The 20,956-nt window shown below is 55.0% G+C and carries 17 protein-coding genes; 10 read left to right on the forward strand and 7 right to left on the reverse strand.

Going from position 1 to position 20,956, the window contains the following annotated elements; genetic code table 11:
* Positions 1-89 precede the first annotated feature (89 nt).
* Together ACTQ34_RS03695 and ACTQ34_RS03700 are read right to left on the reverse strand one after the other, a co-directional pair.
* Positions 90-833, reverse strand: coding sequence for an N-acyl homoserine lactonase family protein (locus ACTQ34_RS03695; protein ID WP_441362559.1), 744 nt, complete (start codon positions 831-833; stop codon positions 90-92).
* 47 nt (positions 834-880) lie between these two features.
* The gene (locus tag ACTQ34_RS03700) at positions 881-2,086 is read right to left on the reverse strand and encodes an ABC transporter substrate-binding protein (protein ID WP_441362560.1); all 1,206 of its coding nucleotides are present in this window, start codon (positions 2,084-2,086) and stop codon (positions 881-883) included.
* Positions 2,087-2,525: 439 nt separating this feature from the next.
* On the opposite strand from ACTQ34_RS03700, the gene ACTQ34_RS03705 reads away from it, so the two are divergent.
* The 9 genes from ACTQ34_RS03705 to ACTQ34_RS03745 all read left to right on the forward strand — a co-directional run bounded on the left by ACTQ34_RS03705 (position 2,526) and on the right by ACTQ34_RS03745 (position 12,598).
* Positions 2,526-3,422, forward strand: coding sequence for a branched-chain amino acid ABC transporter permease (locus tag ACTQ34_RS03705; RefSeq protein ID WP_441362561.1), 897 nt, complete (start codon positions 2,526-2,528; stop codon positions 3,420-3,422).
* An 11-nt stretch (positions 3,423-3,433) separates the two neighbouring features.
* A complete protein-coding gene (locus tag ACTQ34_RS03710) occupies positions 3,434-4,453 on the forward strand; it encodes a branched-chain amino acid ABC transporter permease (RefSeq protein ID WP_441362562.1) in 1,020 nt (339 codons plus the stop codon).
* Positions 4,450-5,208, forward strand: coding sequence for an ABC transporter ATP-binding protein (locus ACTQ34_RS03715; protein WP_441362563.1), 759 nt, complete (start codon positions 4,450-4,452; stop codon positions 5,206-5,208). Before ACTQ34_RS03710 ends, ACTQ34_RS03715 begins: the two co-directional genes overlap by 4 nt.
* The gene (locus ACTQ34_RS03720) at positions 5,201-5,938 is read left to right on the forward strand and encodes an ABC transporter ATP-binding protein (RefSeq protein ID WP_441362564.1); all 738 of its coding nucleotides are present in this window, start codon (positions 5,201-5,203) and stop codon (positions 5,936-5,938) included. Before ACTQ34_RS03715 ends, ACTQ34_RS03720 begins: the two co-directional genes overlap by 8 nt.
* A gap of 74 nt (positions 5,939-6,012) precedes the next feature.
* Positions 6,013-7,530: a UxaA family hydrolase gene (locus ACTQ34_RS03725; protein ID WP_441362565.1), complete on the forward strand. Its 1,518-nt coding sequence runs from the start codon at positions 6,013-6,015 to the stop codon at positions 7,528-7,530.
* 148 nt (positions 7,531-7,678) lie between these two features.
* Entirely contained in the window at positions 7,679-8,617 is a 939-nt protein-coding gene (locus ACTQ34_RS03730) for a 3-hydroxyacyl-CoA dehydrogenase family protein (RefSeq protein ID WP_441362566.1), read from the forward strand.
* Positions 8,618-8,638: 21 nt separating this feature from the next.
* Positions 8,639-9,595: a D-2-hydroxyacid dehydrogenase gene (locus ACTQ34_RS03735; RefSeq protein ID WP_441362567.1), complete on the forward strand. Its 957-nt coding sequence runs from the start codon at positions 8,639-8,641 to the stop codon at positions 9,593-9,595.
* Between the two features lie 18 nt (positions 9,596-9,613).
* Positions 9,614-10,846: a glycerate kinase type-2 family protein gene (locus ACTQ34_RS03740; protein ID WP_441362568.1), complete on the forward strand. Its 1,233-nt coding sequence runs from the start codon at positions 9,614-9,616 to the stop codon at positions 10,844-10,846.
* Between the two features lie 204 nt (positions 10,847-11,050).
* Positions 11,051-12,598, forward strand: a complete 1,548-nt coding sequence (locus ACTQ34_RS03745) for a nitrite/sulfite reductase (protein ID WP_441362569.1) — start codon at positions 11,051-11,053, stop codon at positions 12,596-12,598.
* Between the two features lie 83 nt (positions 12,599-12,681).
* Here the strand turns inward: ACTQ34_RS03745 and ACTQ34_RS03750 are convergent, their stop codons facing one another.
* The 4 genes from ACTQ34_RS03750 to iolC form a co-directional block, all read right to left on the reverse strand.
* On the reverse strand, positions 12,682-13,518 hold the full coding sequence (locus ACTQ34_RS03750; protein WP_441362570.1) for a sugar phosphate isomerase/epimerase family protein: 837 nt from the start codon (positions 13,516-13,518) through the stop codon (positions 12,682-12,684).
* Between the two features lie 65 nt (positions 13,519-13,583).
* The gene (locus ACTQ34_RS03755; protein WP_441362571.1) at positions 13,584-14,375 is read right to left on the reverse strand and encodes a 5-deoxy-glucuronate isomerase; all 792 of its coding nucleotides are present in this window, start codon (positions 14,373-14,375) and stop codon (positions 13,584-13,586) included.
* Complete coding sequence (locus ACTQ34_RS03760) at positions 14,372-15,211, reverse strand: class II fructose-bisphosphate aldolase (RefSeq protein WP_441362572.1); 840 nt, start codon at positions 15,209-15,211, stop codon at positions 14,372-14,374. Before ACTQ34_RS03760 ends, ACTQ34_RS03755 begins: the two co-directional genes overlap by 4 nt.
* Positions 15,208-16,239 carry a 5-dehydro-2-deoxygluconokinase gene (gene iolC / locus ACTQ34_RS03765; protein ID WP_441362573.1) on the reverse strand — a complete coding sequence of 344 codons (1,032 nt, stop codon included), beginning with the start codon at positions 16,237-16,239 and terminating at the stop codon, positions 15,208-15,210. The genes ACTQ34_RS03760 and iolC overlap by 4 nt, the downstream gene beginning before the upstream one ends.
* Before the next feature lie 156 nt (positions 16,240-16,395).
* On the opposite strand from iolC, the gene ACTQ34_RS03770 reads away from it, so the two are divergent.
* Positions 16,396-17,145 carry a DeoR/GlpR family DNA-binding transcription regulator gene (locus ACTQ34_RS03770; protein ID WP_441362574.1) on the forward strand — a complete coding sequence of 250 codons (750 nt, stop codon included), beginning with the start codon at positions 16,396-16,398 and terminating at the stop codon, positions 17,143-17,145.
* A gap of 66 nt (positions 17,146-17,211) precedes the next feature.
* Here the strand turns inward: ACTQ34_RS03770 and ACTQ34_RS03775 are convergent, their stop codons facing one another.
* Positions 17,212-20,760: an S-layer homology domain-containing protein gene (locus tag ACTQ34_RS03775; RefSeq protein WP_441362575.1), complete on the reverse strand. Its 3,549-nt coding sequence runs from the start codon at positions 20,758-20,760 to the stop codon at positions 17,212-17,214.
* Between the last annotated feature and the right edge of the window lie 196 nt (positions 20,761-20,956).

A 20,956-nucleotide genomic window follows, 5' to 3' on the forward strand; every position in this document is an offset into this window, starting at 1 on the left:
CCCCCCGTTTTTTCAAGCAGAAGACGGCATACCAGATACCTTACGCAGTCTCGTGGGCTCGGAGATGTGTATAAGAGACAGCTTTTGTGTTACATCATATCACCGTATACCTGTCGGCGCAATACATAATCGTCGTGTCCCGGCAAAACATAGTCCGCCAGTTTCAGCACTTTCTTATGACTGTCGTACCATTGATACAAGCTGGTATGGCTTCCTGCAGGAATGCCTTTTTCGAAATTCTCGATCAGAGGATAATGATCGCTCGCCAGCATATACCGGCCTTCCGCCGTATCTACCAGCAGGCCGTGTAAACCTGGACTGTGGCCGGGCAGTGTCACGATTTGCAATCCATCCGCCAACTGAAAATCACCCTCCAGCTGCACCATTGCCTCGAAACCGGCCAGCCATTGCGGCAAACCGTTTCCATCCTTGACATTGTAATTATGCTCCTCACAGGGTATGGGCGTTAATGCCGCACGCACTTCTTCCGTCTGCACATAAATCGGCTTGTCCGGAAAGAGTTCCAAATTGTAAGAATGGTCCCAATGCAAATGGGATAATACCACCGCATCCACATCTGAAGGCTTTAAGCCATGCTGTTCCAGCTGCTGCTGCAGCGAAACATGCTCTGTAATCTGCCGATGCGTTTTCAACGGCGCCAGTTCCGGACTTTCCGGCCCACAGTCAAACAAAATGTTTTTTCCGCCGCCCTGCACCAAAAATGTAAACAATGGTGCGTTTAATCCAACGCCATAATCCTTCTTGTAGGTAAATGCCGATTTTTCATGTCCTACAAATCGTCCCATCAACATCGGCGTAATCGTATAATTCAACTTACAGCCTCCTTCTCGCCAACGCGGTCAATCACACAGAATCGCTTTTACTCGACTACACTAATCATAACAGCCAGACCGTCCTTATTCTGTACAAGCATCTGATTGGAGGCCAGGCAATGATTTTCATGATAATTATACGTGGTCATGACGCCTTCAAAATCCTTGATTTGCTTGAGCGCCTCATTGATGGCCTCGCGATCCGTCGTGGTATTGGCAATTTCACATGCTTCCTTAAACAGAAGGATCGCATCATAGCAGGTTGCGGAAATGTAATCCGACGGAGCGCCATACGCTTCGCGATAGGCATCCTCAAATGCTTTACCGTTCGGAGTTGAAACCTCGCTTGTCCAGTCTGCAATTGCATACCAGCCGTTAGCCGAACTGCCTGCATTGTCGCGGCAGACCGCCGTACAGAAAGAGTTGCCGCCAATCATCGGCAAATCCAAGCCGGCAGCATCCACTTGCTGACAGATCATCGCTGCCTGCAGCTGGCTCATAGAAACACCAATCAGTCCATCCACGTCCGAATTTTGAATCTGTGTAATGATCGGAGCAAAGTTCTTATCATCCGTAGTATAACCATACAGATTGCTTTCCGGCACCGTAATGCCAAGTTCTTTCAGGCCGGCAACAATCTGATCCTTCAGGCCTGTGCCAAAGCTTTCGGTCGAGAACATGATCGCCGGATTTTTCATGCCAAGCTCATTGACCGCAGCCTGCGCGATGCGCGCGCCCGACTTATCATCTGTTGTTCGCACCTGCCACATATAATCGTTTTTCTCGTCCGGAATATTGGCCGACGAGCCCGCTGCAAACATAGTTACCTTTTTCTCTGCCACGATAGGGGAAACGCCGATATCATTGGAAGACGATGAGGAACCAAAGAAGGCCATGATATCCGGATTGTTGACCAGCTTGGTCATTGCGTTGACCGATGCCTGCATATTGTCTACTTCATCTTCCGCCACCAGCACCAATTCTTTACCGAGAATGCCGCCCTCCGAATTGATCTTATCTGCCGCCAGATTCGCAGCATTCATAATATAATCACCATTCATTTTATTCGTGCCGGACAGTGGTGCCGTAATACCAAACGAAACCGTCCCCTCTGCGGACGTTGTAGTTTGCTCCTGTGTAGTCTGCGTGGTATCCTCTGTGGCATCCTCCGGCGCTTTCGTGCTCACGCAGGCAGTTGTCCCCAGCAGAATAGATCCCATACACAGAATTGCCAACATTTTCTTCTTGTTCATTATATAATGCCTCCTTTAAAATAAAAATACGGGTCTATGGCAGCCTTAACCACCCTCCGATGCAGGCTGTTGCCCTTGTATAAAGCAAGACCAATGCCATCTTGCAGCTTTTTTTGAAATTCGTTGTTTTTTACATAGAAAACCAAAAAAATACGGCAAAACGTCCATTCGTGACCAAATTTCCCGGACCGCCCTGCAATCACGCGCAAAGAATGTTTCGCGTTTCATTTCGATGTTTCATTCTTTTGAAGCATCTTTGGACTGATTCTCCAAATCCCCCATTTTCTTCAGCGTCTTCACTGCACAAAATCAACAAAAAACATCAGTCCAGCTGGAAAGCCTGTCGTAAAAAACAGGCACCTCCTATGGTGGCATGCTATTTGCTCTCCATACAAATTGGAAGCTGATAAAAATATGTAGAAAGGTAAAAGGTGAAACAATGAATGTAAATACGCTAATTTCCTTAACCGTGAACGGATTCGCCATGGGTATGATTTACGCACTTATGGCTATGGGCATCATCCTGCTGATCCGTGCCGTCGGAGTGATGAATTTTGCGCAAGGTGATCTTTTAATGATGGGCGCTTTCATCACCTGCTGGCTGACCATTGATTTGGAGCTTCCACTCTATATCATGGTTCCTTTTTCGCTGATCTGTTTTGCTGTGCTTGCACTGGTATTCATGTTTACCACTTACTGGCCGCTCCGCAACGCTTCCTATCCAGCTGCGACCATCATTTCAACCATGGGTGCATCTATGGCGCTCAAAGAACTGGCAACGCTGATTTGGGGCAGCTTACCCCGCAGCATGCCTCCGCTGATAACCAATGCCGAGACCGGCAAAGCCTCGGTTCTTCGCATCGGCTCCGTTTCGCTGCAATGGCAATATGTCCTTACTATTATTGTTGGCGCCGTGCTGATTGTGTTGGTTTTCATCCTGTTTGAACGTCTATACGCCGGACGCATGATGCAGGCTGCCGCACAGGACAGCTATGCTGCGGAACTGCTAGGCATCCCGACCATCCTGACCACCGCCGCCACCTATATCATCGTCGTTATTCTTTCCGGTGTAGGCGGTTATATGATTTCCCCTATTTTTATGGTCAGCAATACCCTTGGTTCCCTGCAACTCCGTTCTTTTGCCGGTGTTGTTCTGGGCGGTTTCGGCAATATCAAGGGCGCCATCATCGGCTCACTGTTCATCGGTCTGGTGGAGTCATACAGCTCTATCCAGTTTTCACAATATAAAGATGCAGTCGTCTTCTTGGTGCTGATCGCCGCGCTCCTGATTCGTCCTCAAGGGCTGTTTGGCGAAAAAATTTCGGACAAGGCATGAGGTGAAACTTTATGAAAGACAAAAATGCAAAAAGATTTACCATGAAGCCCTCTCTGCTTCTGCTGCTGATTGGGGTTATACTTTTTATCGTTCTTATCCCGCGTGCCACGACCGGCTACTCGATGATGATTGTAAATCTCGCGCTTATCTACTCCATTTCTACATACGGCGTTTCCGTCATGCTCGGTTTGGGTGGACAGCTCTCTTTTGCCGCAACAGCATTTATGGGCGTAGGTGCATACTTTGCAGCCAATCTGTGCTCTGGCCGCTGGGGCTTTTGGGTGGATTCCTTCGCTGTGCTTCTGCTCACACCGGTGTTTGCCGGTATCGTCGCTTTCGCCATCGGCATGGTATTGTTTCGCCTCAAAGGCACGTATTTCACCTTTGCAACCGTCGGCTTGGTTCAGGTTGCCTGGTGCTTCTTCCTCAACTATCGTCCTCTGTTCGGCGGCCCGGACGGTATCTCCGGCGTATCATCCATTCAGATTTTCGGTTGGACCCCTAAGGATTATAACGAATGGTTCTATTTGCTTGCCGTCATCGTTCTGCTGACCGCCATTCTGGTGGAGCGCATCCGCCGCACCCAGCTTGGCCGTTCTCTCGCTGCGGTGCGTGATAACGAAGTTGCCGCACAAACGCTTGGCATCAATGTATTTATGACCAAAGTTATTGCTTTTACCATTGCAGGTATTTTTGCCGCTGTAGCCGGTGCACTATACGCCATGCACAGCCAGTTTGTTTCTTCCGATATGTTCACGTTTGAACGTTCCACCACGTATATCATCATGGGCATGCTCGGCGGCATCAATAATACGGCCGGCGTCTTTGTTGGTTCGGTATTGGTAACCCTGCTGCCCGAATGGCTGCGCGGCATGCAACAGTATTTACAGCTGATTTACGGCATCGGCGTTATCCTGTTAATGATCTTCATGCCGATGGGTCTTGCCGGACTGTCATCCAGCATCTGTAAAAGCATCAAGCGTGCGCTGGGCAAAAAAACGTCTTCTGCACATAAGGAGGAGCAAAAATGAACCCTATTCTTCGTCTGGATCACGTCTGCAAGCGGTTTGGCGGCGTTGTCGCCGCAGAGGACGTCACCTTTTCCGTTATGCCCGGCACGGTTCATGGTCTGATAGGTCCTAACGGCGCCGGTAAATCCACACTGATGAATCTCATCAGCGGCATTTACACCGCCGATGAAGGCACTATCTTTCTGGATGAACAGGACATCACACAAAAGCCCTCCCACCAGCGTGCACGCATGGGAATTGGCCGCACCTTCCAAACCCCCCGTTTTCTTCAACGCTCCAACATCCGCGACAATCTGCTGCTGGGCACGGATCTGCATCGACAAGTCGGGTATTTGCGCAGCTTTTTCGGCCACGGCAACGCCTCATTCGATGAAGAACTCAACGAGCTGCTGCAATTCCTTGATTTCTCGTTTGACTGGGATGACGATATCAGCGCGCTCGCCTACGGTCAGCGCAAACAGCTTGAAATCGTTCGCGCCATGCTGGCGCATCCCCGCATAATGCTGGTTGACGAACCCGCAGCCGGCTTAAACAACAAGGAAATTGATGACATCATGGAATTGCTTCGGTTTGCCGCTCAAGAACGTAATATCGGAGTACTGTTAATCGAACACTCAATGGACATGATCATGAACATCTGCGAGGAAATCGTCGTGTTATGCTTCGGCAAAGTGATAGCGCAAGGCACGCCAATGGAAATCTCCTCCAACGAAGCGGTCATTGAAGCATACTTAGGGAGGGATAACAATGCTTGATATCAAAGGTCTTCACGCATACTATGGGCCCATCGAAGCACTGAAAGGGATCGATATGCAAGCGGCTGCCGGCGAAATCACCTGTCTCATCGGCGCAAACGGCGCCGGTAAAACCACCCTGCTCAAATCCATCTCCGGCATGATTCACCGCACAGGGGAGATTAACTTTGCCGACACCGGCTCCATTATCGGCAAGCGGCCAAGACAAATCGCGCACATGGGCATCATCCACGTGCCGGAAGGTCGTCATATCTTCCCCGGCTTGACGGTGCGGGACAATCTGGAAACCGGCACAATCAACTGGCACGGTTTTTTCGGCAGCAAATCTTACGCCAATGAGCTGGAAGAGGTTTTCACTCTGTTTCCGCGTCTGAAAGAACGCGAAAAGCAGCTTGGCTGGAGTTTATCCGGCGGCGAACAACAGATGCTGGCCATTGGCCGCGCATTGATGGCACGTCCCAAAATGCTCATGCTGGACGAACCCTCCATGGGTCTTGCTCCGTTGGTCATTGCCGAGCTGTTTGAAAAAATTGTGTCCATCAACCGCACACAGGGCATCCCCATTCTGCTGGTGGAGCAAAATGCCCGCCTTGCGCTTGAGATCTCACATCAGGCTTATATCATCGACGGCGGACGAGTTATTTTAGGCGGCAAAGCATCCGAATTGCGCAATGATGAGCGCGTTATTCACGCATATTTGGGTAAATTTGCCACCCAAAAAGCACAATAAGCCGCCACTTACATAGTATAACAGAAACAACGCGCCGGTCAAACCCGGCGCGTCTGTAATAAGGAGTGAAAAATATGCCGCACACTTGCATTCAAGTCAATCCCGCTGATAATGTCGCCATCGCCGTTCGCCCGCTTGCGCCAGGTGAGCTGCTTTTGGACGGTATCCCTGTACAGCAGCCGATTCCACAAGGACACAAAGCCGCACTGACCAACCTGCATCAGGGAGATGCCGTTATCCGATACGGCGTATGCATCGGTTATCTGCGATGCGATGTACCTGCCGGCGGATACATTGGTCAACACGAACTGGAACAGGCACCGCCCCCTGCACTGGAGAGCTTACGCTGGGGCACCAATCTTCTCTCGCTCAAAGCCTTGCCCACACCTCCCGTTGATACGTTTGACGGCTATGACTGCGGCAACGGCACTGCCGGCACGCGTAATCTGCTGGGTATTATCACCACCGTGCAATGCGCCGCCGGAGTAACCGAGCGTGCCGCCGAGTTTATCCGGCAAAATCTTTTGCCTCACTATCCTCATGTAGAGGATGTTGTCGTTCTGGTCCCTCCTTACGGATGCGGTGTTGCAATTGACGCGCCCGAGGCCGTCATTCCCATTCGCACAATCCGCAACTTGATTCACCACCCAAATTTTGGCGGACAAGCTCTGATTGTATCTCTCGGGTGTGAAAAATTGACGCCAGAGCGCGTGCTGGATGAAACGGAAATAACCGATGACGACCGCGTGGTATTGCAGGACTGCAAGGGCTATGACGGGATGATCCACGCCATCGCAGAGCGTGCCGAACGCAAACTAGCTCTACTGGAGCAGCGCCGCCGTCAGCCGCTTCCGCTTTCCTCCCTCGTTATCGGTCTGCAATGCGGCGGCAGCGACGCGTTTTCCGGACTGACCGGCAATCCCGCCGCCGGCTACGCCGCCGATATGCTGGTTCGGGCAGGTGCAACGGTGATGTTTTCCGAAAATTCAGAGGTAAGAGACGGCGCGGCTTTTCTTGCTGCGCGCACACCGGACGAGCAAACCTGCCATCGCCTATGCGAGGAGCTCGGCTGGTACGACCGATACCTGTCGGCAGGCGGCGTCGATCGCAGCGCCAACCCAACACCCGGTAATAAACAAGGTGGGTTGACCAATATCGTGGAAAAAGCCATGGGTTCCATCGCAAAATCCGGTCATGCCCCCATTGTCGAGGTGATTGCTACTGGTGCACGCCCCACCAAGCATGGTATGATATATGCAGCAACACCTGCCAACGATATGATCTGCGGCACCTCGCAAATGGCCTCCGGAATTGGTTTGCAGGTATTTATCACCGGACGCGGCACGCCGTATAATCTCAGGGCCATTCCGGTTATCAAAGTCGGTACGCGCAACGATCTATACCACCAGTGGCCCGACCTAATCGACATTAACGCCGGCACTATCGCATCCGGCGAAGAAGACGTTGCTGCCGTCGGCCTGAGGCTGTTTCATCGAGTGATTGATGTCGCATCCGGCCGGACGCAAACCTGTGCCGACCGCCATCAGATTTACAACGGCACCTATGTTTTTAATCCGGCCCCTATCACTTGAAGCAGCCCATTGGTATTTTCCATAAATTTTTAAGTCTTTTTTGTTCATACTGCTCCTTTCTTCTCGTCGTTCTCCTATTGGCAAACATCTTGCTTTTGTATAGGGGTGTAGCAACCATTGCATCCACGACTTGAAAGGAGAAACACAAATGCTCAATTACAAAACCGGCGTTGTCGGCGCGGGCCGCGTCGGCGCGGGTATGGCAACACTGATGGCGGGACACGGCTGCGAAGTCACGATCGTTGGACTGGATGAGGACGACCTCAAGCGCTGTCGCGGCATTCTGGAAGGCAATCTGGACGAACTGGTGCAACAGGGGCTGGCAACCGAGAAAAACCGTGCATCAATATTGCGGCGGTTCACGCTTACCACCGACACCGCAGCTCTGAAAGACTGCGTATTCGTTCTGGAAGCTGCATTTGAGGATGTGAACGTCAAAAAAGGCATTTACCGTCAGGTTGAAGCGGTCGTCGCACCGGATACGCTGATGGCATCCACCACCTCGGCCATCTCGGTTGAGCTGCTGACTGCCGAGATGGCGCACCCGGAACGTTTTGCCGTCACACATCCGTTCCAGCCCGCGCACATGTTACCGTTGGTCGAGCTGGTCGGCGGTCCGAACACTTCGCCCGCGACCATCGACCGCCTGCGTGTATTCATGGAAGAGCTGGACCGTGAAGTTGTCACACTGCGCAAGAGTGTCCCCGGCTTCATCATCAACCGTCTGGCGCAGGCATTGTTCCGCGAATCGCTTTATCTGGTTGAACAAGGCGTGGTTTCCGTCTCAGACATTGACAAAGCCATCAAATACGCAGTCGGCATGCGTTATGCATCCATTGGCCTGCTCGAATACTTTGACGATGTCGGCTTCAATCTGGAGCGCGATATTGCCCAGACCGTTTATCCCGATCTGTGCAGCACCCGTGCCATCCAACAGATCGTGCTGGATGGCCTAGCGTCTGGAAAGACCGGCCGCAGCGTGGGAAAAGGCCTGTACGACTGGTCAAAGAAGGACGATGCCGATTATCTGCGCCGCAAGGCTGCACCTTACTACGCTTGTTTCCACTGGGACATGCCGGAGGATTAACCAAGGAAAGAAGGACTTGTCATGAGCAAAATCGTCATTTTGGACGGCTATACCGAAAATCCGGGAGATCTATCCTGGGCGCCATTTGAAGCGCTGGGCGAGGTGACGGTTTTTGACCGCACCCCCGTTGATCAGATCATTCCACACATCGGCAGCGCGGAAATTGTTATCACCAACAAAACACCGCTGCGACGAGAAACACTCGACGCATGTCCCTCAATCCGCTATATCGGCGTGCTGGCAACCGGCTATGATGTCGTAGATGTGCAGGCTGCCCGCGAGCGAGGCATCCCGGTGACCAACGTTCCCGCCTACGGAACAGCTGCCGTCGGACAGTATGCGATCGCCATGCTGCTGGAAATCTGCCATCATGTTGCCCATCACGCGCAAGCCGTGCGCGATGGACGATGGCAGTCCTGCCCGGACTGGTGCTTCTGGGACTATCCGCTCATCGAACTGGACGGCAAAACAATGGGCGTTATCGGTTTCGGCCGCATCGGCCGGCAGACAGCGCGCATTGCCAAGGCCATGGGAATGCGTATTCTCGCGTATGATAACAATCTTTGCGACGAGGGGCGCGCCATCGGAGACTATGTTTCACTGGACGCACTATATGCACAAAGCGATGTGATTGCGCTGCACTGCCCGCTCTTTCCCGAAACGCGTGGCATGATTTGCAAGGAAAGCATTGCAAAAATGAAGGATGGCGTCATTCTGCTCAATAACTCCCGCGGGCCACTCATCAACGAACAGGATTTGGCAGACGCACTGGAAAGCGGCAAGGTCTATGCCGCCGGTCTGGACGTTGTCTCCACCGAGCCAATCGCGGGCGATAACCCGCTGCTGCATGCCAAAAACTGCTTCATCACCCCGCACATCAGTTGGGCCTCCCGCGAAAGCCGCGCACGTATCATGGACATGGCGGCAAACAATCTGTCCCAATGGCTTGCGGGCACCCCCATCCACATTGTGGACTAAACCAAAGGAGGAACCGCTATGAGTCTGCGCACCGATGCGGAAACCATCTATCAGACAGCCATTCGCGCCTCCCTGCCCGACCATGCCGTGCAGGAAGCACTGGCGGACTGGCAGCAGCCTGCCGGACGCACCATTCTGCTGGCGGTCGGCAAAGCTGCATGGCGCATGGCGCAGGCCGCGCAGCAGGTGCTCGGCGAGCAAATTTCCGCAGGCCTTGTTGTCACCAAATACCGACACAGCGAAGGCCCGCTTAACGGTCTGGAGATCATCGAGGCCGGCCATCCCGTGCCGGACGAAAATTCAGTGCGTGCCGCACGACGTGCGCTCAGCCTGACGCAAAACCTGACCGTGCAGGACACCGTACTGCTGCTGATTTCCGGCGGCGGCTCGGCGCTGCTCGAACTGCCGCTGATCGGGCTTGACGAGATGCAGCGCATCACGCAGGCCCTGCTTGCCTCGGGCGCGGATATCACGGAAATGAACGCTGTGCGCAAACGATTCAGCATGGTCAAGGGCGGTCGACTGGCCGAGCACTGCGCCCCTGCTCACGTGGAAGCATTGCTGCTCAGTAATGTTCTGGGGGATCGTCCGGACGTCATCGCCTCGGGCTTAAGCGCAGTGGATGAAACCGCCGCGGGCTCGGCGGTGCCCATTGCCGAGCGGTATGGGCTGTCACTTTCCGCAAAGGCGTGTAGCTTGCTTGCGCAGCCACTGCCGCAGGCGCTGCCCCATGTACGCAACCGCGTGATCGGAGGCATATCCGTATTGTGCCGTCATGCAGTCCAAGCCTGCATTTCTCTCGGCTACCGCACCGAAATTCTGACCGAGTCACTCTGCTGTACGGCGCGAGATGCCGGTGTTTTCCTGTCCAACATTGCGCAGCATCACGCAGGACGCGGCGAAAAGCGCGCCTTTCTCGCAGGTGGTGAAACTGTTGTACATCTGACTGGACACGGAAAAGGCGGCCGTAACCAGGAACTTGCACTCGCTGCAGCCGAGGGCCTGCGCGGGCATGGCAACGCAGCGGTGTTCTCAGTCGGCTCCGACGGAACCGACGGGCCAACCGACGCCGCCGGCGGTTATGTCGACGGAACCACGTATGATATGCTGCGCGCACAGGGCATTTCGGTGGCACAGGTGCTAGCGGATAACGACGCTTATCATGCGCTGTCTGCCTGCGGCGGTCTGATCGTCACCGGTGCTACCGGCACCAACGTCAACGACCTTTCGGTTGTACTAATCCAAAACTAGCCCCCTCTTCTCAAAGCCCCGACACACCAGTCTTATTCCCCGTGTGTCAGGGCTTTTTTACACGTCTGAAAAAAATCAATAATCAACGCGGATAAATTGTCATTCCGCGTGAAATATCGTATAATAAGGACAAGACGATCGGCACCCGCTGCATGCTGTCGCACGGGGTCGGTTTTTGCTTGGAATCAAACAAGGAGGATATCCATGAACACCATCAATCCCCAGAGCTGGAAAGCGGACCTGCCCGCCTTCCGCGAAAAGACCGCAGCATTTTATGCAGGAGAAATCAAAGTCGGCGAATACAAGGGTTTTTCCGGCTACTATGGCAGCTATGCTCAGAAAGGCGGCAAAGCCAGCATGCTGCGTTTGCGCATGCCTGCGGGCCGTGTAACCCGAGAAAAGCTGGCATTTGTCGCGCAGATGCTCCGCACCTATACCGTTCCGCGTGCGCATTTCACCACCTGCCAGACCATTCAGCTGCACGACCTCGACCAAGACACGGTATGCACCATTATGGAACAAGCGCTCGACGCCGGCATCGTGACCATGGGCGGCGGCGGCGACTTCCCCCGCAACGTTATGTGCTCGCCGCTCTCCGGCGTACAGAAAGACGAGTATTTCGATACCCTGCCGTGGGCGGAAGCCGCCGGCAACTACTTGCTGGGCTTTATCAAGGCCGAAAAGATGCCGCGCAAGCTCAAAGTCGGCTTTTCCAACTCTCCGGCTAACCAAACACATGCGACCTACCGCGACCTCGGCTTTGTCGCACGTGCGGACGGCAAATTCGACGTATACAGCGCAGGCGGTCTGGGCAACAATCCTCGTATGGGTGTACAGGTGGGCGAAGCCGTGGAACCCTCGCAAATCCTGTATTATATTAAGGCCATGTGGCTGACTTTCCGCGCCTATGGCAACTACGAAAACCGCGGCAAGGCCCGCACCCGCTATATGGTGGAAGCCCTTGGCGGCGAGCAGAACTATATCAAGGCGTTCCGCGAAAAGCTGGACGAGGTCTATGCCTCCGGCGAAGAATTAACGCTTTCGGTCGAGCCGCAGGTTATCGCCAAGTCCGGCGACGGCACAACGGTCAGCGGCCCGCGCATCATTGAGCAGAAACAACCCGGTCTGTACACGGTAATTTGGCATCCGATTGGCGGGCAGCCCGCTCCCGAAACGCTGTGTGCGCTCAGTGATTTGCTGGCAAACATGCAGGATGCGGAACTGCGCCTTGCGCCGGATGAAGCCGCCTATATCGTCAACCTGACTGGTGCAGAAGCAGAAAAAGTGCTGGCTGCAACCGCAGACAGCGCACGCACGCTGTTTGAAACCTCGGTCAGCTGCATCGGCGGCATGACCTGTCAGGTTGGCATGCGTGACTCGCAGGGCCTGCTCACCGCCTGCATTGCGGCGGTGCGCGAAGCAAATCTGCCGGACGGCGCGCTGCCCCAGATGCATATTTCCGGCTGCGCTTCCTCGTGTGGCACGCATCAGACCGGCTCTATCGGTTTCCGCGGTGCGTCCAAGCTGGTGGACGGCAAGCCGCAGTCCGCTTTCACGTTGTTTGTCGGTGGCTGCGGCCGCCAAGGCAGCGAAGCGATGGGCCGTGAGCTGGGCGCCATTCTCGAAAGCGAAATCCCCGCATTTCTGGTGGAGCTGGGCAAGACCGTTGCCGCTTCCGGAAAGACCTTTGCCGCATGGCGCGAGAGCGATCCCGAAGGCATCGATCGCATTGCGGCTCCCTATCTGGCCTAATTCCGTGCGCAAATCGAAAGCCACGATTTTCAGACAAAAAAGCAAGGCACCGCTGTAAGCGGCGCCTTGCTTTTTCTTTTCCCTTATGCCTTGTCAAACACATAGCAGTCCAGCAGACGACTGGTTTCCGCAGCCACTGTCGCCGTATCCGCCTGCCAGTGCTTCGCACTGACCAGTTCATAACTCCACCAGCCGTCATAGCCGGTGTCCTTGACCGCCTGCACCCACTCTGCCAACGGAATATCCCCCTCGCCTGCATAGCAGCCGCGCAGTACGGTTTCATCACAAACCGTCCCCGGCGCATTGCGGCGTCCGTCGCAAAAATGGATATGATAGATAAGCGATGGGTCCAATGCGCGCACATCGTCGGGTGTAGTCTCCGCACCGTACCACAAATGCCAGAAATCAATGACCGTGCCGAAATTATCGCGTCCGACCGCATCAATCAGCAATTTGGCTGCACGCAGCGAATGAATGGGCGACCATGCCACCGGTTCCAGCTGAAAACGCACGCCATGCCGCGCCCCAATGTCACAGATGCGGCGAATATTCTTTGCAGTCAGCTCAATGACCTCTTCCTCCGGGCGTCCTTCCAAAGCGCAGAGCGGCACCAGCTGAATACAGTCGCAGCCCACCTCGCGCGCAAATGCAGACAGCGTCTCGGTCTCGCGAAGCATGCGGGAGATGTTATCGTCATCCGTGCGCTCGACATGCGCGATATCATTGATGCTGATGAGGCGCATATCATATTGTGCCAGCGCTTCTTTCACCGTTTCCGGTGTGCAGCCGGCCTCCAGATAGTCCCACACCTTGGTTCCTGCCATCTCCAGTGCGCTGAAACCCGCCTGTCTGGCAATCCGGATATCGCTGAGAAGGTTGCTTTTCCAAATCGACTTTGTGTGCAGTGCTTTGCCTGCCATAATGATACATCCTTTCCCGCCCGTTTTCCGCTGCTGCGGACGGGCATTGCTGTTTTCGGGCAGATTTATGCTTCCGGCCAGTATTTTGCGCCCGGCTGCTCGACCCACAAATACTGCGGGTCAAAATCCGGCTTGACATAAGGATTGCCGTCCAGATGGCGAATCACCCAAAGATAATACATCGCGTACCCCGGTGCCGCCACTTGCGGATGCACCTTATTCGGCTCGATAAGCACCGTATCGTTATGCTCCAGCAGCACGCCCTCATCTCCCAGGCGCAGCAGGCCGAACCCGTTTTCCGGATAAAATTTATAGAAATAAATCTCTGGCTGGGCATGCGAGTGTGAAGGGAAACCCGACCATTTGCCGGGATAATGCATATCCTCGCCAAACATAATGTTGGACTCCGGCGACAGGCGGATATCCTGCGCTGTGCGGACAATACGTGTGCCCGCCTCGTTCATAAAGCCGCGGCCGCGCACCTCTTCGACCACATCATCTCCCGCGCGCACGACCGGCGCAAAGTCCTTGTCGTTTTCCGTGCGGATAACCGCCACCTCGCTGTCCTGCGCCACGCCGCGCAGTCTGACCGCCTTGTTTTTCGGCAGATTGATGCTCCAGATGGTGTCATTGGTATAGGTCGGCCGCGCTGCCTGAATCACTTTGCCGTCCAGCTCTACTTGGATTTCGCCATACAGCAGTACAAACACACGCTCAAGCGGCTTTTCGTCGGTAAACTCCATGCCCGCTGTCAGCTTTAAAATACCGAAATCCATCAGCATTTCGCTGTGCTTGCCATCCAATTCGGTGATCGCCTGATAGCCCGCTTCAAACGGTTTTCCCTGATGCAGTCTCATTGTTCTGTTTCCTCCCGCCATAACATGTCAACAATTTGATACGCCTGTTCTTCCACCTGCGCTGTCGGCTTATCAAACAATCTCAGCCGGTCAAATTCCGCCTGATACTGCTCCATCTGCTCCCGCAGCGCATAGCCGAACGCCTTGCGCAGCACCGTGCCGAAATTCATCTTGCCGACCCGTGTTTTTTTGAGTCGGAGTACGTCCTGCTCGACAATTCCGCTTGCACCGTGCACGACCAACGGCAGCGTACACGACCGCTCTATCTTCCGCAGTACCGGAAACCGAATTGGAACTTTTTGCGTTTCCAGCCGGTGGATATTCCCAACCGAAACCGCCAGCCAATCCACACCGGTTTTCTGCTGCATGCGGTGCGCCTCCTCCGGATCGGTTAAGCGGATTTCCGTCTCACCCAGATCGCTGTACGGCACCGTACCCAACTCCGCTTCCACCAACACCTGCCTTGCATGCGCCTGCTGCACAATTTCTCCCGTGATCTCCAAATTTTCCGCAATAGGCCGCTTGGATCCATCATACATCACCGAGGAAAAGCCGCTGTCGATGGCGCGCAAAACCGTATTGGTTTTCGAACAGTGATCCAAATGCACCCCAACCGGTACCGCCGCGGCGTTTGCCAGCGATCCCAGCAGCGCGCCCCAGTGCTCCACGGCCATCACTCTGCTGGCATCGCGGTTAACCATGAGCAGCACGGGCGCCCCCACCCGCTCGGCCGCACGGATGACCGCCTGCGCGTCTTCATGGCCGAACACATTAAATCCTGCCACGATGCGCCGCTCAGCCGCCGCCCGTGCGACATAGTCCTGCGTCCATCTCACGGCATCATCCCCTCTTCATGTGCGGCCCGATGCGCCTCCGCCGCTGTAAAATCCGGCATCGCGTCACCGCAGCTTATCGTTGTCAGCGCCAGCGACGCGCATGCCGTACCTAACTGCATGGCATAGGCCAATCCCTTTTCCCGCAGCAAGCCATACATCAGCCCCGCCGCATAAGCATCCCCCGAACCAAAAGTCTTGACCGCAGCGGTCGGGATGCTGCCGCATCGCACCATATCCCCCTCTGCCGTATAGCCAACCGAACCCTTGGCGCCATCCTTCACAATAACCAGTTGTACGCCCTGCTCGATAAGCGTCCGCGCAGATTTCTCATTATCGCGATTTTGCGGCATGGTCAGGTATTCGACTGCATCGAACTCCTCTCGATTGCCAATGACCATATCGCATTGCGCGATTGCCCGCGCGTAGCATTGCGCCGTTTCCTCCCGAGACTGCCAGCCAAACGGTCGATAATCGATATCCAGCACGGTCCATACGCCCAGCTCACGCGCCAGACGCAGGATTTCAAACATGGCTTCCCGCGACGGCGACTGCGAAAACGCCGTACCGGACAGCAGGACTGCTCTGGCCTGACCCAGCAACGTACGGTTGACTTCCTCAGGCGCATAGAGCAAATCCGCCGTGCCTGTGCGGTAAAGATAAGTACCATGATGGAACGCTTCTCCATCCGTCGTATACCCGCCGCTTTGCTCCGGACTGATAATCTCGGTCAGCGCAATGCAGTTGCGCGCACCTGTTTGGTCAACCACCATTCCCTCGGTCCGGATACCCGCTTTTCGAAAGGTTTCCAAAATGTATTCGCCCATTCCGTCGCGCGAGATTTTACCGAGGAACCCGGTTCTCAGTCCCAGACGGGCCGCTCCCTGCGCGATATTGGCCGGAGAACCGCCCACCGACTTGGTAAAAGACGGAATTTCCGAAAAAGTGCAGCCTGCACGGGTCGTATTCAAGTCGACCCCCGCGCGGCCCGCCAGCAGCAGGTCGATTTCTCGTTCCCGTATGATTTGCATGATAGATTCCTCCCGCAGCGTTTGTTTCCTTTTGTTGTCCTTATCATAACACCGCAATATTATGCTTTCAACTTTCGCTTTGTTTCGCTTTCGTTTTACAAAATTGACATTTCATTTTATTTCGTTTATACTCAAACCAGCAAGGAGGAAGCGTATATGACCAGCCGTTTGGAAGAAATCCGCAAGCTGCTATTCCAGCAGAAAAAAGTAACCGTCGATGCGCTGAGCAAGCAGTTTGGTGTCAGCACAGTGACCATCCGCAAGGATTTGGAGCATCTGGAACAGGAAGGAATTGCCCAGCGCATCTATGGCGGCGCATTGCTTGCAGAAAACGCCCTGCCGCCCGCACTCGCCCACGCGGATGATCGCGTCCGTGCTGCGCTGGCTGTGCGCGCCTGTGCGGAAATCCGCGACGGCGACAGCATTTTCCTCGGCTCCGGGCAGACCTGCTGCTATCTGGCCCGTCTGCTCGACCGCTTCCATAACCTATCGGTTGTCACCAACAACATCACCGCACTCAGCGACCTGCTGCGCAGCGACGCACGGGTATATCTGCTCGGCGGCGAGGTCACCTCCACCGATGCGCACACGCTGTTTTCCAGCCCGGAAAACCCCACCACCTTTACCAACAGCATTTTTGTTTCCAAAGCCTTCACCAGCATTTCCGGCATCGACCTGCAGGCCGGTCTGACCGTGCACTCAATTGTCTCTACCCATATTTACCGCAGCCTGCCCTCTCTCACACGCTCGTGGTATCTGATGGCGGACAGCACCAAATTCGGCAAGATTGCCATGTACTCTGTGGCGGAACTGCGCGCGGTCCAGTACCTTATTACAGACGCGCTGCCGGAGGCCTATCGCGGCGTGCTGCCAGAGACCTCCGTTCTGCTCACCGAAGCTGGATAAAACCAACGCATACGCAACAAGGCCGGGGCATTTTGCCCCGGCCTTTGCCTGTCTGTCATGGTTTGGTTATGCTGCCAGAATGCCCGACAGAAGCTGGAATGCCTCTGCACGGATAATCAGGTTGTTCATACGAAGCGTGCTGTCCTCATAGCCGTTCATCTTGCCCTGCGAAACCAGACCCGCAATCGAAGACTGCGCCCATCCCGGAATCGCACCGGCATCGGAGAACTTGTCCAGTACGGTCAGGTCATCCGACGAAATCTTAGCCGCTCGAGCAATCATGACTGCCACTTCTGCGCGCGTCGCGTTATCCAGACCGTTCATGTGGCCGTTTTCATCGCCCTGCATGATGCCGGCTTCCTTCGCTGCCTGCAGCACGCCCGCTGCCCACTTGGAGGAATTGTCGGCAGGGTCAACCGTCGCGTCTGCTGCCGGCTCGATATCCAACGCGCTAACCAGCAGAGAAGCAACTTCTTCGCGCGTGATGCGGTCTTCCGGCCGCACACTTCCGTCGCCGTCGCCCTTAATGATGCCATTATCAATCAGCTTCTGAATCGTCTCTGCCGCCCAATAGCCAGACGGAACATCCCAGCCAAGTTCGCCGCTCGGCTCGGTCGGTATGACCGGTGTGCCTTCGTCCGCCGTGCCCGAGTAATCGTCAAAATCAGAAGACAGCGCGCGATATACATCCGCAGACTGATGGCCTGCGCCGTCAGCAAAGGTGCCCTTCTTCCAGTCAGCCCAGGTGTTCCAAGAGGTCTCGTTGCCCGCCTTGAGCGTGTAGGTATTCAGAACCGGCAGATAGCTTGCATCCGTGCCCAAATCCGAGGTGAACTTGGTGACGATGCGCATGTAGGCACCCTCGCCCGCACCGGTCAGGTCAATTGTGCCCGTACCGTTCTCCAATGCATACTGCTTGGAAGTGGAAACCGTCTTGCCGTCCTGCGAGAATTCAACAGTTGCGTCAATCTTGGAATCGCCCTCGATAACAGCGTCATAGGCCAGCGATTCGGGCGCACCGGATACCGCAACCCATTCGGTGGTATGCGTGCCGGTCTGCACGATGTTGGACGGATCGAAGTCCAGCCAGAGCACCATATCGCTGCTCTTGGGACCCGCAGCCGTCGGGCTGTCATACACAGAAGCGACTTCGCTTTCGGTCAGCTTGCTCTGATACAGGCGAGCCTGCGAAATCTCACCTGCGAGCATGGTGCGATCGATACCACGGCCGCGGTTGGTCAGCAGTGCACCGGTGTACGAGAAGCCAATGTAGGTGGAAGCGCCCGGCCAGTTCTTAATCTCGGAATCGAACGCCGGAGCGTCAATATGGCCGGAATGGTACTTATTCTGGTACGAGTCGCCGCCGGTCGTGCGGTCAAAGCCGCCGACGTACTGCACCCACTCGCCCTTCTTGATGCCTGCATTATCATCCGCGTCATCATCGTTCCAGAAGAACTCACCGTTATCGTTGTCAAAGCCGATGCCGACCGTGACCTTACCGGTTGCACGCACGGCCATACGATACAGATAGTTGGTGCCCCAGCCAATCGACACACCCTTGGTCATGAGCGGGTTGTGGTCGCGGCCGGTCGGGGTCAGCGTGTCGATACCCGTGCCCGGGCTGTTCGGAAGCTTGGCCCAAACCATGCCGGTGATGCCGTCGTCAATCGTGAAGTTGCCGTTATCCGGAATCTCCACGTAGTCCTTGTCGCCGTCCAGGATGATTGTGCCCTTGCCGTTTTCATCCGTGCCGAGCGTGGGCGCGCCATGCAGATAGCCGTTGTTGCCCATGCCGGACTTGTCCTTGACCATCGGCATGCCTTGAATCGAGCCTTCGATGGACACGGTCTGCACGGCGGAATCACCGATGCGCACCTTGAAATCGCCGGCCTTTTCAAACTGATAGGTGAACTCACAGGTCTTGACGCCGCCAGCCTCGATGCTGTACTGCTTGCTCTCAATTGCCTTGTCGTCGATATAGAGCGTTGCGGTTGCCGTACCGGCCTCATTGCCGATGTTGGTCACATCCGCCTTGATGTGCAGCACATCGCTGTTGATATCGCTGATTTCCCCATCGCCCAGCTTGGTGCGGACGTTGGTATACGAGAAAGTCGCGGGGCGGAAATCAACCTGTACGGTCTGGGTCTTGCCGCCGACCTTTAAGGTATGTGTGCCGATCGTGGTCAGCTGCACCGTACCGCGCAGCTCAACAGATTCGCCGGGATCAATCGTCTTGACGCCGTTGGACTCGACGCGCACCGGCTCACCCGAGGTGGACACGCCGCTGTCGCTGACCAGTTCGCCGTAAATGTACTTCATGGTGCCGTTGTCGTCCACCGGGATGACCGCCGCTGCGAGACCCTTGCCGTCATTTTTCACGGTCGCAGAAATCTCAATTTCGCTGTTGCAGGGTACCGGGCCGGACTGGATAGACACATTCGAGTAGGACAGCTGCTGCTTGGCAACTGCGGTCACGGTCGTACCGACAACCTGACCCTCGGCCATGTTGGACGTGGTCAACACATCGCCCTGAATCGTATGGGTCATGTAGCTGCCCTTGGCGCTGACCGCACGGGAATCCTGATGGGTCAGGTAGATTGTGCCTGCGCCCACGGTCGGGTCATCGGACACTGCGCGGGCGTAGCTGTGCGTATGGCCCGCCAGCATCATATCGACATGACCCGCTTCCGCCACCGATGCGATATGCATCTTGGTGTACGGGTCGGAAATCGGGTGATGCATCACCAGAATGCGGAACTTTTTATCCTGATTCTTGGCCAGATCATCCTTCAGCCACTGTACGGACTTTTCAATTTTGTCCGCAGTTGCCGCGTCCATCTGTCCGCCAGAGGTTTCGGCGTTCATCTGGAACAGCGCCCACGGGTTACTGTCCATCAGGTCGAAATGGATGTCACCGTAGTCAAACGAGATGTTGCCCTCAACCACCGAGCCATATTCCTCGGTCTGGGTGTTGATGACATACATGTTAAAATAATCGCTGAAGTCATGGTTGCCGCAAGCGTAAACCACCGGATAATTGTGGATAAACTCGCCGCTGTTGAACCAGAACGCATACTGCTCCTTCTGCGTGCCGGTGCCTTCCACCATATCGCCGCCGTGGATGATGAAGGCAGGATCGTAATCAGCAACCGCCTTATCAAACGTACTCTTGGTGTCGAACTTGTGCGTATCTGTAATCGACATATAGCGCACTTCTTCCGGATTTTCCTCCAGCGTGCGGAAGGTGCCCTTGCAGCTTGCGCCCCCTGCCAGCGTCACCTCATAATAATACCGCGCGCCCGGCTCCAAATCGGCAAATTTGTACCGGAAAATGTTGGTCTGTGCGCCGCCGTATGCCGGTGCGGATGGGTCGCGCTCGATGGTGATGGCCTCACCCAGCGCATTGGCGTCCGTGCCCCAGCGGATGGTAGACGCATCGCCAGTGTCTGTCTCCCACACCGCAACCATGCTGTTCGTTTTGGGCGCGAGCAGATACGGCCCGATGACGAATTTTGCTTCCTGCGCTGCGAGCGCAGACGGCAGCAGCGCTGCAACCATCACAATGGCCAACAGCAGACTGAGCAGCCGTTTGGATAAGCTGAGTCGTCGCTTCATAATTCTCTCTCCTTTTCCTTCGTTTTTCTCTGGAGGGATGTCCTCCAGTCTAAATGATTTATTTATAATAACTGAAACAAAAGAGAGATGCAACTCGATTCTTGTGCAACTTTTTGCCGTGCATTTCCGAAAACATGCCGTTTGCACAGCCGCTTCGCCCCTAACATCTATTTAACGTTGTGCATTCCTGACAGCG

The sequence above is a fragment of the Agathobaculum sp. LCP25S3_E8 genome (assembly GCF_052117165.1).
Classification (GTDB): Bacteria; Bacillota; Clostridia; order Oscillospirales; family Butyricicoccaceae; genus Agathobaculum.

Bases quoted from the DNA above. Each gene is read 5' to 3' on its own strand.
- ACTQ34_RS03700 (WP_441362560.1), bottom strand. From the start codon at position 2,086: ATGAACAAGAAGAAAATGTTGGCAATTCTGTGTATGGGATCTATTCTG.
- ACTQ34_RS03705 (WP_441362561.1), top strand. From the start codon at position 2,526: ATGAATGTAAATACGCTAATTTCCTTAACCGTGAACGGATTCGCCATG.
- ACTQ34_RS03710 (WP_441362562.1), top strand. From the start codon at position 3,434: ATGAAAGACAAAAATGCAAAAAGATTTACCATGAAGCCCTCTCTGCTT.
- ACTQ34_RS03715 (WP_441362563.1), top strand. From the start codon at position 4,450: ATGAACCCTATTCTTCGTCTGGATCACGTCTGCAAGCGGTTTGGCGGC.
- ACTQ34_RS03720 (WP_441362564.1), top strand. From the start codon at position 5,201: ATGCTTGATATCAAAGGTCTTCACGCATACTATGGGCCCATCGAAGCA.
- ACTQ34_RS03725 (WP_441362565.1), top strand. From the start codon at position 6,013: ATGCCGCACACTTGCATTCAAGTCAATCCCGCTGATAATGTCGCCATC.
- ACTQ34_RS03730 (WP_441362566.1), top strand. From the start codon at position 7,679: ATGCTCAATTACAAAACCGGCGTTGTCGGCGCGGGCCGCGTCGGCGCG.
- ACTQ34_RS03735 (WP_441362567.1), top strand. From the start codon at position 8,639: ATGAGCAAAATCGTCATTTTGGACGGCTATACCGAAAATCCGGGAGAT.
- ACTQ34_RS03740 (WP_441362568.1), top strand. From the start codon at position 9,614: ATGAGTCTGCGCACCGATGCGGAAACCATCTATCAGACAGCCATTCGC.
- ACTQ34_RS03745 (WP_441362569.1), top strand. From the start codon at position 11,051: ATGAACACCATCAATCCCCAGAGCTGGAAAGCGGACCTGCCCGCCTTC.
- ACTQ34_RS03750 (WP_441362570.1), bottom strand. From the start codon at position 13,518: ATGGCAGGCAAAGCACTGCACACAAAGTCGATTTGGAAAAGCAACCTT.
- ACTQ34_RS03755 (WP_441362571.1), bottom strand. From the start codon at position 14,375: ATGAGACTGCATCAGGGAAAACCGTTTGAAGCGGGCTATCAGGCGATC.
- iolC (WP_441362573.1), bottom strand. From the start codon at position 16,239: ATGCAAATCATACGGGAACGAGAAATCGACCTGCTGCTGGCGGGCCGC.
- ACTQ34_RS03770 (WP_441362574.1), top strand. From the start codon at position 16,396: ATGACCAGCCGTTTGGAAGAAATCCGCAAGCTGCTATTCCAGCAGAAA.
- ACTQ34_RS03775 (WP_441362575.1), bottom strand. From the start codon at position 20,760: ATGAAGCGACGACTCAGCTTATCCAAACGGCTGCTCAGTCTGCTGTTG.